General features: G+C 49.0%; 15 protein-coding genes and 1 other annotated feature. Of the genes, 5 read left to right on the forward strand and 10 right to left on the reverse strand.

What is annotated here, in order from left to right:
* Complete coding sequence (locus KNO96_RS04760; RefSeq protein ID WP_214702443.1) at positions 1-291, reverse strand: hypothetical protein; 291 nt, start codon at positions 289-291, stop codon at positions 1-3.
* Positions 288-1,499, reverse strand: coding sequence for a G5 domain-containing protein (locus tag KNO96_RS04765; RefSeq protein ID WP_214702444.1), 1,212 nt, complete (start codon positions 1,497-1,499; stop codon positions 288-290). Before KNO96_RS04765 ends, KNO96_RS04760 begins: the two co-directional genes overlap by 4 nt.
* 158 nt (positions 1,500-1,657) lie before the next feature.
* On the opposite strand from KNO96_RS04765, the gene KNO96_RS04770 reads away from it, so the two are divergent.
* The 3 genes from KNO96_RS04770 to KNO96_RS04780 are packed head-to-tail and all read left to right on the forward strand — an operon-like array spanning position 1,658 to position 4,290.
* The gene (locus tag KNO96_RS04770; protein WP_026826499.1) at positions 1,658-2,113 is read left to right on the forward strand and encodes a type IV pilus modification PilV family protein; all 456 of its coding nucleotides are present in this window, start codon (positions 1,658-1,660) and stop codon (positions 2,111-2,113) included.
* Entirely contained in the window at positions 2,061-2,624 is a 564-nt protein-coding gene (locus KNO96_RS04775) for a prepilin-type N-terminal cleavage/methylation domain-containing protein (protein WP_251124999.1), read from the forward strand. Before KNO96_RS04770 ends, KNO96_RS04775 begins: the two co-directional genes overlap by 53 nt.
* A 16-nt stretch (positions 2,625-2,640) precedes the next feature.
* A complete protein-coding gene (locus tag KNO96_RS04780) occupies positions 2,641-4,290 on the forward strand; it encodes a hypothetical protein (protein ID WP_214702445.1) in 1,650 nt (549 codons plus the stop codon).
* A gap of 46 nt (positions 4,291-4,336) precedes the next feature.
* Here KNO96_RS04780 and KNO96_RS04785 read toward each other — a convergent pair whose 3' ends face one another.
* The 3 genes from KNO96_RS04785 to KNO96_RS04795 form a co-directional block, all read right to left on the reverse strand.
* Complete coding sequence (locus KNO96_RS04785; protein ID WP_215187696.1) at positions 4,337-4,978, reverse strand: hypothetical protein; 642 nt, start codon at positions 4,976-4,978, stop codon at positions 4,337-4,339.
* Between the two features lie 25 nt (positions 4,979-5,003).
* Positions 5,004-8,765: a DUF5057 domain-containing protein gene (locus KNO96_RS04790; protein WP_214702448.1), complete on the reverse strand. Its 3,762-nt coding sequence runs from the start codon at positions 8,763-8,765 to the stop codon at positions 5,004-5,006.
* 65 nt (positions 8,766-8,830) lie between these two features.
* Positions 8,831-10,060, reverse strand: coding sequence for a bifunctional folylpolyglutamate synthase/dihydrofolate synthase (locus tag KNO96_RS04795; RefSeq protein WP_214702449.1), 1,230 nt, complete (start codon positions 10,058-10,060; stop codon positions 8,831-8,833).
* Positions 10,061-10,169: 109 nt separating this feature from the next.
* On the opposite strand from KNO96_RS04795, the gene KNO96_RS04800 reads away from it, so the two are divergent.
* The gene (locus KNO96_RS04800) at positions 10,170-11,606 is read left to right on the forward strand and encodes a protein adenylyltransferase SelO (protein ID WP_214702450.1); all 1,437 of its coding nucleotides are present in this window, start codon (positions 10,170-10,172) and stop codon (positions 11,604-11,606) included.
* Positions 11,607-11,696: 90 nt separating this feature from the next.
* Positions 11,697-12,152, forward strand: a complete 456-nt coding sequence (locus KNO96_RS04805; RefSeq protein WP_214702451.1) for an ASCH domain-containing protein — start codon at positions 11,697-11,699, stop codon at positions 12,150-12,152.
* A gap of 80 nt (positions 12,153-12,232) precedes the next feature.
* On the opposite strand, the gene KNO96_RS04810 is transcribed toward KNO96_RS04805, so the two are convergent.
* From KNO96_RS04810 to KNO96_RS04830, 5 genes are all read right to left on the reverse strand, one after another.
* Positions 12,233-12,964 (reverse strand): hypothetical protein, encoded by a 732-nt coding sequence (locus KNO96_RS04810; protein WP_214702452.1) that lies wholly within the window; start codon positions 12,962-12,964, stop codon positions 12,233-12,235.
* 94 nt (positions 12,965-13,058) lie between these two features.
* A complete protein-coding gene (locus KNO96_RS04815) occupies positions 13,059-15,710 on the reverse strand; it encodes a valine--tRNA ligase (RefSeq protein ID WP_214700639.1) in 2,652 nt (883 codons plus the stop codon).
* A gap of 59 nt (positions 15,711-15,769) precedes the next feature.
* Positions 15,770-15,991: a binding site (T-box leader), on the reverse strand.
* A gap of 47 nt (positions 15,992-16,038) precedes the next feature.
* Positions 16,039-17,343, reverse strand: coding sequence for a glutamate-1-semialdehyde 2,1-aminomutase (gene hemL, locus KNO96_RS04820; protein WP_214702457.1), 1,305 nt, complete (start codon positions 17,341-17,343; stop codon positions 16,039-16,041).
* Positions 17,340-18,320, reverse strand: coding sequence for a porphobilinogen synthase (hemB, locus tag KNO96_RS04825; RefSeq protein ID WP_015881120.1), 981 nt, complete (start codon positions 18,318-18,320; stop codon positions 17,340-17,342). The genes hemL and hemB overlap by 4 nt, the downstream gene beginning before the upstream one ends.
* Complete coding sequence (locus KNO96_RS04830) at positions 18,317-18,949, reverse strand: uroporphyrinogen-III synthase (RefSeq protein ID WP_214702459.1); 633 nt, start codon at positions 18,947-18,949, stop codon at positions 18,317-18,319. The genes hemB and KNO96_RS04830 overlap by 4 nt, the downstream gene beginning before the upstream one ends.
* Positions 18,950-18,959: the final 10 nt, after the last annotated feature.

An 18,959-nucleotide genomic window follows, 5' to 3' on the forward strand; every position in this document is an offset into this window, starting at 1 on the left:
TCACTTCACCATCCTTTGAGGAGCCTCCTCCTGCTTAGCTTTGTTTTCACGTTCTTCAACAAAGACACTCGCAGCCACCCCTCCAATCAATGCAACAACAAGAATGAGCCATGCCCACCACGTTTGTACGAGCGCTTCTTGTACCATCAGATAGATGCCACCAGACATGAGGGCCGTCCATAGACTGATGACGAGCTTCGTTTCACGCTTGCGCATCATCGGGACGGACAAGGCGAACAACGTCAGTGTGGCGAGTACCCAAAATCCAAGTAAAATCAAATAGCCAATCATCCGACAGCTTCCTCCTCTGTAGGGACCTCTTCCAATACGGGTGGTTCTGCCTCAAACGGATTTCCGTTCGAATCCTCTGTGAACGGATCTTCTTCATTCTCATCCGGGAATGTCGGAATCACCGGTTCGACCGGGTCAGGTAGCGGGAGTGGAACTGAGCTCTTCGTCACGATTTCCGGTGTCGGGGCATAAAAGTCAAACCCGAGCAATTCCATTTTTTCCCCTTCTTCTGTCACTGTGACACGGTAGAGCTTACCTGATTGTCCATCTTGACCAGACTGCGTGACAGATGAACTGCCAGACGGGAGCGACGATGAGAAACGGACGACTTTTTGATGCGGGACCGTCTTCACTTCCTCCACCCTTGCCTCAAAGGCAGCTTCAAACGGCTGACCTAATAACTGAACTGTCACCGTGCCTCCTTCATTTAAGACTAGGATTGCGTAAGATGAATCCTCACGATTTTGGACTGCAAAGTTCGAACGATCGTCCACTTTCGTGTCATAACCTAGCTCCACACCAGGCGGAAGCGTTTCATGCGGGACCCGTTCAAGAATCGCAAACGGTGTCGCGGCGAACATTCGATAGAGCGAAGAGCCGAGCGTCGTGAGGGCTTCATAGTCTTCCCCGAACGCTTTGAGACTAAAGATATCCCCAGCGGCCATCTCAAATCCGTTCATCCGATCGAGTGCCGACTGCATCGCCGGTGTCGGGCTCACAGTGAATGAGGCGACGACTTCACTTTCAGCCGCGACTTGCTCGAACGTCACAGTTGATTCAAGCATAGATGCAGCTTCCATCAATGTCGGTACAATCATCGTCATCGTCACAGGTTGCCCTTCAAGATAAGGTTCGACCTTTACTTCGTCAACAGACGTTAAAAGTGGATAAGCGCCCGTGTCCTCGATGGAGTCAAGCGTATTCGATACATCGAACGTCACGATTTCTTTCCCAATCTCCATGATCGTTCCATCCACCAAATTGACCGAAAATGGCAACGTATTAAAATCTTTGATTGCATTGTCGAGACGAACGTTCGCTTCTTCCTTCGTCATCCCTGACACGTCGATGCCTGCGACCGTCGTCTCGATATATGTAGCACTCGACTCAGCAGACGCGTCTAAATAATTGACGAGTCCGATCGTCGGTAATGTCACGAGTACGACGAGTCCAATCAAAATGACTAGATGCATCCCATACCGCTTCATATAAAATTCCCCCCGTGTCTGATCCGACTTCTATTCTATGTATCCGTTTAGCGTATAACTTTAGTATAATATGTATTGTACAAAAAATAACATTTAATTCAGTATTTCATACGTTATTTACCGAATGTTTTACTTTTTTTGAATAGGAGGTCAATGTCTTGTCGCATTCCGAAAAAGGTTTTACGCTCGTAGAAGTACTCGTCTCCATCGTCGTTCTATCAATTGTCTCATTTTCTCTACTTACCATTTTTAGTCAAAGCTTGAAGACGACCCACGATAGTCTCAATCAAACGATTGCGAACCAAGTGGCGCAAAACACACTACATACGTTGAATCGGCGGGCGGCTTCCGTCGATCAACCGCTCGAGCTACGTCAATTATTGAATCGGGACGGCATCAGCCTCACATGCGACTTCTGCGAAGATACGCGGATTCATGGGGATACGTACGTCGCAACGATTCAATCGTTATCCACCGCACCCGGACACACGATCGAGGTCGAAATCTCGGTGACGACCGACCGATTACAAACACCCGTCACCTTGAAAGGAGTCATATCGAATGCGACATTGCGCGAACCGTTCCCTGAAACGGCTGTGCCGACAACTGACTGAGATGAAAAAACGAGAAGACGGCTTCACACTCGTCGAGTTGCTCGTCACCGTCGTCGTCGCTTCGATTTTGAGCGGAGTCATCATTACGGCTTTCATCACGGGCACGCTCGGTTTTCAAATGACGAACGAAACGAGCGAACTCCGCAGTGAGGCGGATTATTTGATCGCCTCGGTCCTCTCCGACGTGAACCGGACCGAATTCGATGCGGTGACGGAAGTGGGCGGCACGTTCCAATTTTATCGGTTATCTGCACCAGGCATCTCAGAGGCCGGAATGATTTACCGGGAGGCGGGATACGTTCCGACCGATTTGGTGCTCTCAGAGGAATCGTTCACCCCATCCAATCCGCAAATCACAGTTGAACGGTTGACGATTCAATTGAAAGATCCGGTATTCGATCCCCGACGCCCCACATATATGACGGGAGGTCTGATTGAAATCGAAATGGATTTGACCCAGACGAACGATTCTGATTCAGTGACCACATTTGAAAGCTCAATCCCATTTTAAGAAAGGAGGCATCCCGATGCGAAAACGTGAAGACGGATATGTCCTCGTGCTCGTCCTCGTGACGATGGCGGCTCTCGCCGTCTTGTCGCTCGCTGCTATGCAAGTGAATTTATCGACGAACAAACTGACAGTCATCCGGACGGAAGATACCCAATTGAATGAAGATGCGAAAAGCGCGCTCCGTCTCATCGCCGACGAGGTCCGGACCCAGTTCCCGCTCCACGGTGAAGCGGAAGTCCCTATCCATATGGAGTCCGAAACTGCATTCAATAACAAGATACAGTCTCTCATTATCAATGACGAACCGTTTACAGCTTTGACGACAGATAGCGAGGTCCGCTACTCGATCGAACTGAAGAAAGATGCGACGGATACCACCATTCAGACGGCTCCGTTCACGACGATTCTTCAAGTGAATGTCACGGCATCGCGTCAAGTGAACCCGGAACAGCCCGTGCTCGCGGTCGAATACACGCAAGATCTGTATTTGACGGCGCTCCCGTCCTTTTTATACTACGTCCTCGGGTCCGACCAACAGTTAAACGTGAATGGTATGCCGACGGTTCAAGGAAATATCTATTCAGGCGGTCCGCTTTCCTTCATGCGTAAGGCTAACTTTCAATTAGATGGCGTGCCCAAGCAAATCGATAATGTGGATACAAGCCGACTTCATTTAGACGGTCGAATTGATTTGTTGCAGTTGAACGACTGCTTAAGTTGTCAACAAGAAAACTATTTCACGGCAGGTACGGAACAGGCTGGTGAAAAAGCGGACTTTGGGGTGTCCCCAAGTCGCTTCTCCCCGTTCCAATATGACTATTCGATCATTGAATTTTTGAATCGTCGACTCGACACACCCCTCACCTTCACGAACAACGTCAACTCGAAAATCTTTGATGAAGGGCTGATTGCCTCGACGAATCGAGTATTCGAGCTCGAACGGGTATTGTCGGAAGACGGCTCTTCAATCATCGAACGACCGACTTCATATTTACGGGCGGATGCCTATAACGCTTTAACGGATCCGACCATTTTGACATTGCCTACTACCATTTCTGATCGTGCCATGTACGTCACCGAGTCCATTACCGAATCGAACGCCCCGCTCCTATTCGATGGAGATGTCGTGATTGAATCACTTAACAAACTGACGATTGCGCGCCCATTAATCGTGCGGGGAAATTTGACCATTAAAGGCAATGTGTCATTCAGTTCAACTGTCTACACGCTCGGCGACACCTTCATCGACCGTGCCAATATCCTTCCAATCGATGCAGAGAAAGGGAACTCCCTCATCCTCTTGTCAAAAGGAAAGATCTTATTGAACCGAATCAACGAATTCGATGATACACCGACGACGCTTCAGGCGTTCATGTATAGTGATTCGAACGAACCAACTTACGTCTATGCGGTCGGATCAATCCTAGAAGTCAACGGAGGACTTTACAGTAAGGGCCCACTTGAGGTGAACGTCTTCCGCGGAACGTTCGGAGGTGGGAACGGCTTAAGCCCAGCTGAGAACTTCAACCTCCAAGTTCCGGCTCATGCGCCAGATCAGTCCCGCTTAAAACTGACATATAACGATTCCGTGTTTAATCAACTCGAAACATTACCGGTCACGAATCAACTCCAGTTTTTCGTCAGCCATCCTGTTCAATTAAAATAAGCTCAAAAAAATCGGCTTCCTCTCGATATGAGAAGAAGCCGATTTTTTAGTTCCCCATCTTTAAGATGAGGTCTGAATTGTAGTCTTTGGCCGTCTGTTCCATGGCATTGGTCCACTTCGCACCGTTGTCGAGCAGCAGTCGAGTCAACTCGACCTGGTTATGACGGACCGGCTGCAATAACACCGATTCGTCATCTTGAATCGGATAGCCCTGATCGAGGAGATGTTTGACTGCCTCAAGATTCAACGAGTCGACAGCAATCCTGAGAAGTCGCTCATCCTCGACATAACGTATGGCGAGCTCCCATTGCTCGGGACTGCCGTTCGCGCTGAACAAAGGCGTGATGATCGGCATCCCTTCCACTTCTTCAAACGGGTCGAGCCCTTGCTCGAAATACGCTTCAATCACGTCCATCGGTGCAGTAGTCACCGCCGTCGCAAACTGCTCGGATGTCGGAAGGATTTTTTTATCCTTCAGAATGAGTCGGACGGCCTCCCATTCCTCCCGTGTTTGTAAATCAGTCAACTCTTCTTTTGAAACTGAAGAACGTTGGTTTACTTCTTTTATTAAAGCATCACCAGACAATTGTGAGAGCTCCGGTTGGGATTGGCTCCAATAAAGAAGTCCTCCCAATCCACAAGCGAGAAGCAATCCGGTGATTCCAATCATCATTCGCTTGCGATTCATCATTCGCCAACTTTCTGCCATTCACTTAATAACGGTCATCATCCTGTCCTGAGGCATTCGTTTGGATGATGCGTACATAAAAGGTATCTTTCACCGCTTCAAACGGTTTTCCTGCCGGGAGAGTTGTATACACTTCCACTTTGGCCACACCCGGTTTCACTGGAATCAACTCTTTTCCTGACGCACTGACTTGAACAAATTCTGCACCAGACACAATCTCCATCCGATAATCACGCCAAGTCGAGGTCGTCGGCCAGTACTCGAGGAGCGGTGGCCGTGGTGCCGTCCCTTCACCGATATTAATCGTCATGTCTTTTGACATCAATTGGTTCGGATATTCGTTGACACGGACGATTGAAATGTTTGAACGAATGTTCCGTAAGGCATTGTCATTAAATGTTGTCTGAATCGGAATGTCCGTAACGATCCCGTTTTTTCCATATCCATGATTGGCACGTAATTGGTATCCGGTCGCACTTTCGGTGACCGTCAAAGCCGACGGGGTGGTCCCGATTCGTTCAAGCGGGATGGTTACACTTGGTGATGAGGTCACTTGAATCGTCGCGACTTCATTCACTCGTTTTTCTTCGTCCACACTATCCCATACCCACAAGTCGAGTTGGCTCGGTGTTTGGCTCAAGGATGGTGCCGTGACATTGATTGTAAAGACAGTACTAGGTGCAGCGATATTTAACCCACTGAAAAAGTCACCGACGTCAACAGTCGCCTTGAATTGAGTCATCCCTGGTTTTAATCCAACGATTTTCAGGTTGTTCCCGTCCTGTTCGAAGCGGACACTGTCACCGGATTCAACGACATAACGAACCGACTTGTACTGTGCCGTTTCCGGCATGACTTTTGGTGTCACGGTAGTCGCTTGACCGACATACAGTTCTTTTGACTGAACGGTAAGCTGTTCAGGCGGGCTGATGACCTTTACGTTCGACTCCGCTACGACACGTGGTTTCCCATCACCTGGATCAATCGTCAACCGTAACGTGGCAGTTCCTGTCTTCAGTCCGGTCACAATCGCATTGTTTCCTTGTGAAACAAGTTTGGCGACACCGTTCGCATCGATGATTTCCCATTTCAAGCTTTTCCATTTCGGGTTTGAATAAGGATCCCCTTTTGCATCGGTGATGGTCGGACTGACAATCTGTTGTGCACCAATTTGCAGTGTGACGTTCGGGATCTTCGCACCGTACGCATACGGTGCCCCAATATTGATCAATAAATCAGGGAACGAAGAGTGAACGATCTGCTCCTTATCCCAGTCGTTGTGCTTATCTAAATTATGACCTTGCTTCTTCGCATACTCAATCAATGTCGTCAATTGGTTATCCGCTTTTTTCAGTTGAATGAGCGAGGAAGAAGACTCGATGGCACGGACAACTACTTCAAACGTCACAGTCCGGTCACCACTCTCGTTCGGGAGAAATACGTTCGAGTTCCCGTGTCGCTCGTAATACAGATTCGGTTTTAACTCTAGATTGATTTCATTTAGATTCGTGACCGGATAGTCTGTTCCATTTCCATCACGAATCGCAACGATTTCAAGTTGTTTTGGCAACTTCTCTGTGAAGGTCGTCGAATCAATCCGCAGGAACTTGTCACCCTTTTGGTCTTTCGATCGATCAAATTGTTCTGGATATTGAACTTGGTATCGAATCGTTCCCGTCTCAAACAAGTTGATGGTCGAAGGATCAATCGAACGGGACACTTGAATCAAGTCCGATACATTCTCCGCACGTTTTACGTTAATCGTGAACGTATCAATCACTTTAGCATTCCGTTGATCGGACGTCTCGATTTTCACTTCAATCGGTCGGTTTGCGACAACGTCCGCTGCAGGAATCGTGAACTCTTTGACTTCATAGTTTCGCAATTCTTCAAATGCTACCGACTTTCCGTTGTATGTGATTGTTGAATTCAAAAATAAGTCTTGGAAGTCATAGTCACTCGGACGCCACATCAACTTGACATCTTTGCCAGCAGTCACTTCAACTACTCCAGCTTCTATGTCGGAAGAAGTGTATGAGTTCGTAGAATCGCTAACTGATTCGATCACATTATAAGGTTTGTGGTTCGCCCCGATAAAAGCGCGATACATCGTGTTGATAAAGATTTTTTTCTCGTCTTGAACTGAAAACTGATTCGTGTGACCCGCGCCCGAATAGGTGAAGTTATTTTTCGTGTACGTGTAGTAATGGTTACTCGCATCTCCATATGACCGTTCCTTACTAGAATTATCCGAAGACAAGTTGTACCAAGGTGTAACTTCAGGGTCATTCAAATCAAGCGTGAAATATTGGTTGTGCGTTTTTGAGATCTTTTTAGGCTCATCATTCAAAGCATATGGATATGAAGTGAAAATTCCATCCTGTACTTTTTCAATCACCTGAGTAACTTGCGGTGCACCATAACCCATATTCGTATAGATTTTTTGTCCTGAAATATTCTTTGTGGAGTCTGAATTGACAAACTGACGTTCCCACTCTGAAGTGGCAGAGTTCCCACCACCGGAACGGAAAATTGTATCATGGGTCAACATGACTCCTTGTCCCGTTTCTGAGAACGTCTTTACTTTGGAAGTAGCCGCAACGTTCATGCTACCTTGTGTGTTATAAGAATCCTGAAAACCAAAAATCAACATATCATACGTATTATTATTCAAACCTTGATCGAACTTACCTAGTTGAAAATCACTGGTTGTTCCATTATTTAACGTGAATTGATATTGACCGTTACTGTCTGTCAGCATATTTGACAAGTAGTCAGAAATTTTTCCTTTACTCGCTGTTCCTGCAGTTAGTTGTAAGATGTTTGCTTCTACTTTTTGATCGATATAGAGGAACGTCCCCTTTTTATAATCTTTACGCCCGGTTACTGTATCTTTAGCAACAATCATCCAATTCTTCGGCCCGGTATACGTAGGTCGAGATAATAGAAACTCGAGTTGATTCGTTGAATTTGCGACTACTTCTCTCACCTTATCTTCAGCATCAAAGCGATCGTTGTGATTAAAATCAATGTATAATTCTACAATCGTGCTTGAAGTTGGTGGGTTTACAAATTGATAGTTGAACTGAAACGGCTTTCGATCATTGTTTTTGATTTGTACCGTTTGATTCACAAGCGGTTGTTGATTATACGTCACGTCAACATCCGACAACAAGGGACGAATGCTCGATTGATTGACTAATTGATTGATCAGCGCCCCGTCCGTATCAAACTGTTTGACGTTGGCATACTCTTTGAATGCGGCTATTTTTTTTACATTTTCTCCACCGAGTAACAAATCTTTATGAAGGTATACGGGTAACCCTGTTTTTACGTAAAATTCTGTAATCTCATCGAACTTTAAATCTGTTAAATCATTTAAAATCGTCGTCGTATTATGTTCAGTATTACGATTCGATGTACTTTTTATTTTATTCACTTTATTAAGTGCTTCTTGATACTTTTCATTTTCACCAAGTGGGCTACTTGCCAATACAATCGCATCGTAAGCTCCATCCATCGGGAAACGAGTCGCATTGAATTGTTTAACCGTTAAAAAATCGATCTCTAACTTATTCAATGTATTCAAATCGTTTACTAATGTCTTTTTATACGAGTCAATCGCCGTTTCTAAAGCATCTTGAGTCAATACATTGCTTGCTGTATACGCATCTCTTAAATATAGTACTTTATATTTCGGTAATTCCTGCGCCTCTACAAACTTGCTTTGAGGGACGAACGAAAGTAGTAAAATGAAGATTATGGCAACATGCATGAGTTTACGCAATGTATAGTCCTCCCTATTTTTAGTCTTCACTACTAATTATCCCACCCACTTGAAAAAATATACATCTATTTCTTTGACATCAGGTAAATGTTTTCGCTTAAGAAGCGTCTCACTTCACTGATGAAATAAAGAGACCCGGTCACAATCAGCGTCTCGCTTGTCGGCGTCTCGATCCAATCGTGAAGCCACTGTTGCCATTCGATAAAGCGCGCCCCATCTTTCTCTAGTTGCGCTTTCGTTCTAGCACGCGGAAAGTCGAACGTCGTCTCATACACATCACCGATTTGCTGAAGGGAACGAACCATCGTGTCGCGGTCTTTATCCTCTAAAATGGCGGTCAGCACGGTCACGTCTGTCTCTTGTTTAGCTTGTAAAACTAATGCCTCGATGCCTTCCTGATTATGTGCCCCATCTAAAATAATACGCGGTCGTTTTGATACGAGCTCATATCGTCCCGGGTGTTGCGCTCGCTCGAGACCCGATTGAATGGCTTCTTCCTTCCAACCGAGGTGACGTGCCACCGCCACGGCGCACGCCCCGTTATAGGTCTGATGATGCCCTGTCAATCCGAGCACGACAGGTGGCATGGCTTGATATGTCACGACTGTCTCTGCCCCGTCTTCAATCTTAGTCACGAGCGCACGTGCGTCATGAATTTGTGCATCTAAGGCCTCCCCTTTTTGATGCAACAACTCAATCAACTGATCCTTCTCGATACTATGGAACATCGGCACACCACGTTTCATAATGCCGTACTTCTCCATCGCAATCTCTTCAAGCGTATCGCCGAGAATGCCTTGATGATCATGTCCAATCGACGTCACGACGGTCGCAAGTGGATGTGTCAACACATTGGTCGAATCGAGTCGTCCCCCAAGACCGACTTCCCAAATGATCACATCAGGACGTGTGTCATCAAAATAGCACCATGCCATCATCGTCAATAGCTCGAATTCCGTCAACGTCTCTGGCGCCTCGTTCGCACAGGCTTTGACACGGTTCGCCACGTCGACGAGCGCGTCTTCCGGAATCGGTTCCCCGTTCAACATGATCCGCTCCTCGAACTGAATGATATAAGGGGACGTAAATGTGCCGACGGATAAGCCGTTCTCCATCGCCATCGCCCGTAAAAACGCGACGGTCGACCCTTTTCCATTCGTCCCGGCCACATGGATGGATGGGCGTTCTTCTAACCCTAACTGCTCAATCATCCAGCTCATCCGTTCAAGACCTGGTTTGATCCCGAAGCGAAGCTGTCCACTCAACCAATCGAATACGTCTTGTCTCGTCTCCATCTTTCACACTCCTACTATTTACACTTCTGTTTCATCTTATCAAAATTTACGACAGCCGTTATGGAAAACAGTCTGTGCTATACTCGAAGCGAAGAAGGAGGCATGCGCCATGACAACTGACTGGAACTTCGAGGCGACGTACCTCGAACTACGTGACATCTTTTACGACCGTGGTCCCATCCATCCGGTCGACAACCCAACACTCGTCTTGTTTAACGATCCATTAGCCGCTTCACTCGGGCTTGATGCGCATACAGTCAAACAAGATATCGACTTACTCGCCGGCAACCGTCAAACCGAGACGTCGTTCTCTCAAGCATACGCCGGACACCAGTTCGGGAACTTGACGATGCTCGGGGACGGAAGGGCCCTCATGCTCGGCGAACACGTGACTCCGAACGGGAAGCGTGTCGATGTGCAATTGAAGGGCTCAGGACCGACGGAGTACTCTAGAGGTGGCGACGGACGGGCCGCACTCGGTCCAATGGTACGAGAGTTCATCATCAGCGAGGCGATGCATGCGCTCGGCATTCCGACGAACCGGGCGCTCGCCGTCGTTCAGACAGGAGAAGCCCTCATGCGACAAGGTCCAAAACACGGAGCCATCCTGACCCGGGTCGCCTCGAGTCACTTGCGTGTCGGGACGTTCCAATTCGCGGCAGGTGCCGGCTCCATTGATGACGTTATTTCACTAGCGGAGTTTGCAATCAAACGACACGACCCAGACTTGATGGATGCACCCGATCGCTACGAACAGTTTCTCGGACGCGTCGTCGAAAGACAGGCGAGACTGATCGCCAACTGGCAACTCGTCGGGTTCATTCATGGGGTGATGAATACGGACAATATGTTCATCAGTGGTGAGGGTCTCGATTACGGACCATGCGCATTCATGGATACGTACCACCCGGAGACGGTCTTCAGTTCGATTGACCGAGACGGACGGTACGCTTATGCGAATCAACCGTACATCGGGTCTTGGAACCTCGCCCGACTCGCGGAGACATTGCTGCCGCTCCTCGGGGAAACGAAAGAAGAAGCGGTCGATGTGGCGAACAAACAGCTCACCCGTTATACCGAGTTGTATAAAGAAGCGTACTTTACCGGACTCGCGCATAAGATTGGCCTATTCGTCCGAAAAGACGGTGACGATGCGCTAACGGATGAACTACTTCGGTTGATGGTAGAGACGGAGTCAGATTATACGAATACGTTCCGCTCGTTGACGCTCGGTGAGAGTGAATCGCTCTCATTCGCAACTCTTGAAGACGGGAAGGCGTGGATTGATGCTTGGCAGAAACGTTTGAGTGAACAAGGTCTCCCGGACGAGGACGTCAGTCGAATCATGCGCCAATATAATCCGGCCATCATTCCCCGAAATCATCATGTTGAAAAAGCGATTCAAGCAGCAGAACGAGGTAACTTCGGTCCGACCGAGTCGCTACTCACGATTTTGCGTGACCCGTATAACTACGACCATCCGTCTGAATATGTGTCGGCAGGTCCCCCACGGACGTATCCGTATCAGACGTTTTGTGGTACATGAACCATCTCGCTTTTGTGAGATGGTTTTTTGAAACCAATTTTTCATTCATACGTAATATGGAGTGTTCTTATTTGAAAGGAAATGATGATGATGAATGAAATGACACTTGCCTATTGGAATGAATATTGGAAAGAAATTGGATTTCATCCACCGATCGACGTTGAAGCGTTTCAGTTTGGCGATGATGCAAATGCATTGGCAGCACTAGTCGTCTCTGGAAAGAAAACCGCAACATGTTCCGCCCATATACTTTATGAGATAGAGAAGGAACTGCTTCCCTACGTCGGTCAGTACGCCATCGTTCTTGATGCAGCGGAACGACCGGTTGCCATCATTCAAACGACTGACGTCACAATTCAGCCGATGAATGAGGTATCCGAAGAGTTCGCCTTGGCTGAAGGGGAAGGGACGTATGCAGACTGGTGGGACATCCATGAGCGATTCTTTATCGAATTACTCGGTTCGTATCAATTATCTTTTTCGCCAAGTATGAAGCTTGTCTGTGAACGCTTTATTGTCGTGGACCGATTCAATGAAAAAGAGTGATCGAACGGGAAGATGACCTCGAGTGAAGAATAAATTTTTGATAAAGACCCGAACGTCACTCTTGACGCTCGGGCTGCTCTTTATTTCGAATTATGGAACGGGAATGATTCGGACGAAGGATCCGGTAGAGAGTCAACGAGTGTCAACAACTCTTCTTCCGAGACATTTCCCGTCACAAGAATCAGTTTGTCTTGGCTGATGTAGTATAATCCATTCCCACTTGGTTGGTTCAATCGATACCGCTCCGCCCCATCGGCATTCTGATTGATCGGCTCCCCATCCCCTACACTGAATGCGTCGGTCATCAAAATGGTGACCAGTTGCGTCTCATCATACAAAGTCCACAGTTTTACAGGTCGTTCACTATCATCAATTTCACTATCGATTATGTACATCGAATCTTGTGGGAGCGCCAAACCATGTTGTGTTTTTTCAGAAACTCCAACTATTCCAAAGTGCTTCATTCCACGCATGATCCATTCCCCGTCACGTGAATAGTGATATACCCCAAAGGAAGGCATTTGGTTCGGATGACCAATCGCGATCAATCCGATGTCTCCAACTTTTGCCTCATAGATGACATCCTTTGTTGCAAGGCGTCTTTCTGATCCATCCTTATATTGCAGCGTGATTTGATGTACCACCGCATCTGACAATGATTCGGTCCCTTTTGGTACGTCTTCAACTAGCGTCCCTATCCATTCACTCGTTTCAATTTCCTCTCCACCTGTCTCGACAAACTCCATCTTTTCTGGTGACGTACATCCAGTCAGCCCCAATACAAGAACACCTATTATCCCGATCCGTCTCATCTCATATCCCCTTTTCTATATCCACCTCTCCAAATTCTACCAAAACACAAAAAAACCTTCTTCAGAGAATTAATCTCCAAAGAAGGTCCATATCTTACTTACGCAACTCTTCCAAACGGGCGCGGACCGCGTCACGCTTGTCGAGGTAATCTTTTTCTTTTGCTTTTTCTTCGTCGATGACGTGAGCCGGTGCCTTGGCGATGAAGCCTTGGTTTCCGAGTTTCTTCTGCACGCGCTCCACTTCTTTCTCATACTTCGCCACTTCTTTTTCAAGACGGGCGATTTCTTCTTCGAAGTTGATCAAGTCTGCGAGCGGGATGAAGAGCTCCGCTCCTGTCATGATCGCTGACATCGACTTATCCGGAGCCGTGAGGCCACGTCCGATTTCAAGCTCTGTCGCGTTCGTGAACTTGCCGATCGTCATTTCGTTCGCGCTCAAGTAACCTTGTGTCGTATCGTCGCTCGTCGAGATGAAGAGCTGGATCGTTTTCGACATCGGTGCGTTCACTTCGGCACGGATGTTACGAACCGAACGGATGACGTTCATCACCGCTTCAAACGCTGGAACCGAATCCGCAAAGTGAAGGTCGTCACGACGTGTCGGGTAGCTTGCACGAACGATTGAATCGCCTTCGTGCGGCAAGTGCTGCCAGATTTCCTCTGTGAGGAACGGCATGAACGGGTGCATGAGACGCATGATCGAATCGAGCGTATGCGCGAGGACCGAACGTGTCGTGTGCTTCGCTGCTTCGTCCTCACCATAGAGCGTGAGTTTCGCCATCTCGATGTACCAGTTACAGAACTCTTCCCAGATGAAGTTGTACAAGTAACGACCGGCTTCACCAAACTCGTATTTGTCGACGAGACGAGTCACTTGATCGATCGTGTCGTTCAAACGAGTCAAAATCCACTTGTCAGCAAGCGTCTTCTCACCCGTGAGGTCGATCTCTTCCACTTTGAGTCCGTCCATGTTCATGAGGGCGAAACGGCTCGCGTTCCAAATCTTGTTCGAGAAGTTCCACGTCGACTCGATTTTCTCCCAATAGAAACGAAGGTCGTTCCCTGGTGTCGATCCTGTGAGGAGGAACCAGCGAAGTGAATCCGCTCCGTATTGGTCGATGACTTCCATCGGGTCAACGCCGTTACCGAGTGATTTCGACATCTTGCGCCCTTCCGAGTCACGGATGAGACCGTGGATGAGCACATCGTTGAACGGTTGCTTCCCTGTGAACTCGAGTGATTGGAAGATCATGCGTGATACCCAGAAGAAGATGATGTCGTATCCTGTGACGAGTGCGCTCGTCGGGAAGTAACGGTTGAAGTCCGGTGCGTCCGTATCCGGCCAACCCATCGTTGAGAACGGCCAGAGTGCTGACGAGAACCATGTGTCGAGGACGTCCTCGTCTTGTGTCCAGTTCTCACTGTCCGCTGGCGCTTCTTTCCCTACATACACTTCTCCTGTCTCGTTATGGTACCAAGCCGGGATGCGGTGGCCCCACCAAAGTTGACGGCTGATACACCAGTCGCGGATGTTCTCCATCCAACGAAGGTATGTGCCTTCGAAGCGTTCTGGGACGAAGTTGACTTTCGTATCGTCGTTTCCTTGTGCTTCGAGTGCTGCTTTTGAGAGTGGCTCCATATCCACGAACCATTGTTTCGAAAGGTATGGCTCGATGACTGCGCCAGAACGCTCTGAGTGACCGACCGAGTGCGTGTGTGGCTCAATCTTCACGAGTGTGCCGTCTGCCTCTAGGTCTTTGACGAGTTGCTTACGGCATTCGAAGCGGTCGAGCCCTTCGTAAATGCCTGCGTTCTCGTTCATCTTCCCGCCTTCGTCCATGACGAGGATGCGTGGAAGTTCATGTCGATTCCCGATTTCAAAGTCGTTCGGGTCGTGGGCTGGTGTGATTTTCACGCAACCTGTACCGAACTCCATGTCGACGTAGTCGTCCGCAACGATTGGAATCTCACGGTTCATGACGGGAAGCATGATTGTCTTACCGATGAGGTGTGTGTAACGCTCATCTTTCGGGTTGACGGCAACCGCTGTATCCCCGAGCATCGTCTCAGGACGTGTCGTCGCGATCTCGATATGACCAGATCCGTCAGCGAGTGGATACTTCATGTGATAGAACGCACCCTCGACTTCTTGGTAAATAACTTCGATATCCGAAACGGCCGTCTTTTGAGCCGGATCCCAGTTGACGATATATTCGCCACGGTAGATCAAACCTTTTTCATAAAGACGGACGAATACTTCTTGAACGGCCTTTGAGAGCCCTTCGTCGAGTGTGAAACGTTCACGTGAGTAGTCGAGGCCGAGTCCAAGTTTTGACCATTGGTCGCGAATCGTCTTCGCGTACTCGTCTTTCCACTCCCACGTCTTCTCGAGGAACTTTTCACGTCCGAGGTCGTAACGCATGACGCCTTCTTCACGGAGCTTTTGCTCGACTTTCGCTTGTGTGGCGATCCCGGCATGATCCATCCCTGGGAGCCAGAGCACGTCATAACCTTGCATACGCTTGAGGCGCGTCAACAAGTCTTGAAGCGTCGTGTCCCAAGCGTGACCGAGGTGAAGTTTCCCCGTAACGTTCGGTGGCGGGATGACGATCGTGTACGGTTGTTTCGAATCGTCCTCATCTGCTTTAAATACATCGTTCTCTAACCAGTAATCGTACCATTTCGACTCCGTCGCACTTGGGTCGTACTTCGTCGGCATGGTGATTTCATTTGTCTCATGGGCCATGTGTAGCGCCTCCTCTATCTTATTGGTGAACACAAAAAACGGCTTCTCTCGTCCTATACGCTAAGGACGAAAGAAGCCGAATCTTCCGCGGTACCACCTTAGTTCGCCAACAAAGTGGCGCACTCAAAATCGAATAACGGTCGATAGACCGAACTTTCCTACTCCATTCAGAAAGTCAGCTCCGAGGCGACTTCCGCGTCCATCCCTCGCAACCTTTCACCAAGCGGTCACGTCTCTAAAAGGAATGAATGATGCGTACTACTCCTCATCAAAGCAATTCATCGTATCTGTTAAATAATTGTAGCGACAGAAACGTCAGCAGTCAAGATTAGAGTGAAAACTCTTCTTGAAGCTCCTTGAATGTCGCTTCGACCGCTGCGATCGTCTTCTCGATATCCTCATCCGTATGAGCAGTCGAGAGGAATAAGCCCTCGAACTGTGACGGTGGCAAGAATACGCCACGTGCTGCCATCTTCTGATAGTACGAGCGGAACATCTCAAGATTCGCCGATTTCGCTTTTTCGAAGTTCGTCACTTTCTCGTTCGTGAAGAAGAAACCAAACATTGAGCCGGCACGGTTCGTATCGTGCGGGATGTTGTATGTTTCACCGGCCTGCGTGAATCCTTCGGCGAGACGGTCTGCCTTACGCTCGAACTCGGCGTAATGCTCCGGTTTAAGTTGCGAGAGTGTCGTGTAACCGGCAATCATCGCGAGTGGGTTACCCGAGAGTGTACCCGCTTGATAGATCGGACCTTGTGGTGCGATCTGTTCCATGATTTCACGTTTCCCGCCATAAGCGCCGACCGGAAGTCCACCGCCGATGACTTTCCCGAGACATGTGAGGTCCGGGGTGACACCGAAGTACCCTTGTGCACAGTTGTACCCGACACGGAATCCCGTCATGACCTCATCAAAGATGAGGAGCGCGCCGTTTTGTTCCGTGATCTCGCGGAGTCCTTCGAGGAATCCTGGTTGTGGTGGTACGAAGCCCATGTTTCCTGCGGCCGGTTCGACGATGACGCCAGCAAGGTCGTCTCCGTATTTCTCAAAGGCGACGCGGACTGCGTCCAAATCATTGTAAGGAACCGTGAGCGTATGGCTCGCGAGCTCTTTCGGTACACCTGGTGAGTCCGGGAGACCGAGCGTCGCGACACCAGATCCGGCTTTGATGAGCAGCGAGTCACCGTGTCCATGGTAGCATCCCTCGAACTTCAAAATTTTCGTCTTCCCGGTGTAGCCACGTGCGAGGCGAAGTGCCGCCATCGTCGCTTCCGTACCCGAGTTGACCATGCGGACCATCTCGATTGATGGAACGCGGTCGATGACAACTTCTGCCATTTTCGTCTCAAGCTCGGTCGGCGTCCCGAACGTCCATCCTTTTTCAGCTTGTTCTTGGATCGCTTTCGTGACGACAGGGTGACGGTGACCGAGGATGAGTGGTCCCCATGAGAGGACGTAATCGATATATTCGTTGCCGTCGATGTCATAGACACGTGAGCCTTCACCGCGTTCGGCGAAGATTGGCGTCATGCCGACCGATTTGTAGGCACGGACCGGGCTATTGACACCGCCTGGCATGAGCGGGCGGGCTTGTTCGAACGCTTCTTGTGAGCGCGTTTGGTTATATGTCATGCGTAGTCTCCTTCCAAGTAGCGACAGACGTCTTTTGCGAAATACGTGACGATGAGGTCGGCACCGGCACGTTTGAATCCGACCATTGTCTCCATGACGATGCGTTCTTCGTCGACCCAGTCGTTCAGTGATGCAGCTTTAATCATCGCATACTCTCCACTCACGTTATACGCCACGATTGGCATATCGAGTGAGTCGCGCATGTCACGGATGATATCCATGAACGCGAGAGCCGGTTTGACGATCATGAAGTCGGCACCTTGCTCCACGTCCGATTGCGACTCGCGGAACGCCTCGCGACGGTTCGCCGGGTCCATCTGATAGCCTTTACGATCGCCTTCACCTGGAGCCGATTGGGCTGCGTCACGGAACGGTCCGTAATACGCAGACGCATATTTGACGCCATAGCTCATGATCGGGATATGGCTGAATCCGTTTTGGTCGAGACCTTCACGGATGGCTGCAACGAATCCGTCCATCATCGAACTTGGTGCGATGATATCGGCACCCGCCTGCGCTTGTGTGATTGCTGTCTGGACGTGAAGTGGAAGTGACGCGTCGTTATCGACGTCCCCGTCCTTCACGAGGCCACAGTGACCTGTCGACGTGTACTCACAGAGGCACGTATCGGCGATGACCGTGAGCTGTGGCGCCCACTCTTTCACTTTACGGATTGCTTCTTGGACGATGCCGTGGTCGTGATACGCTTCACTGCCTTCCGGGTCTTTATGTTCTGGTACACCGAACAAGAGCACGGATTGAAGACCGAGGTCGACGATTTCTTTAATTTCTTCTTCGAGTCGGTCAAGTGAATAATTGAAGACGCCAGGCATCGAGCTGACTTCACGTTTAATGTTAGTCCCTTCAATGATGAAGAGCGGGTAAATCAAATCTTCTTTTCGAACATGATTTTCACGTACGAGGGCACGCATCGACTTCGATGAGCGAAGACGACGGTGACGGTCAAACTGGTTCATGAAAAATCCTCCCCTACACACTGTATTAATGCATCCATAGTATAACATTCTGGCACTCGGACCGGTAATGTCGACACTTGTCGTACGGCACGCTCGGTCACTTCGCCAATGGCGTACCATGTCCCGTTAAAGTGGGACAGATGTGGCGTGAGCGCATCGACGGCCGACGGGCTCAAGACGAGCAGCGCCTTCACCGTCTCGAGTTGATGTTGTTGCACCGGTTTCAGTTGGACAGGGATTGTCTCGTAGACGACCCAGTCATATACATGAGGCAACATTGTCATATGGGACGTATTCGCCAAATTGCCGCGCGCGAACAAAACGATGTCATCCTTTGAGGCGACGTCACGCAACTGCTGAAAGAGTGCCTCACCGGTAAATGTTTCCGGCATGAGCGTGACAGTATAGCCTTCTGCTTCAAGTGCTCGTTTCGTCTTCTCTCCTACAGCGGCGACTTTCACGTCCCGCGTCAAATCTCGAAGTGCAGGTACCGCGTTTTGACTCGTGACGACGAGCCAGTCGAATCGTTCTAAGGGTGGTGGTACATGCGTTTCTCTCGTTTGAATAAGCGGGACATGATGAACGGAAAGACCGCTCGCCTCGAGCAGCGCCCGTTGCGAAGCGGTCATTCGTTTCGTT

It is taken from the genome of Exiguobacterium sp. s89 (genome assembly GCF_018617735.1).
Lineage (GTDB): Bacteria > Bacillota > Bacilli > Exiguobacteriales > Exiguobacteriaceae > Exiguobacterium > Exiguobacterium marinum.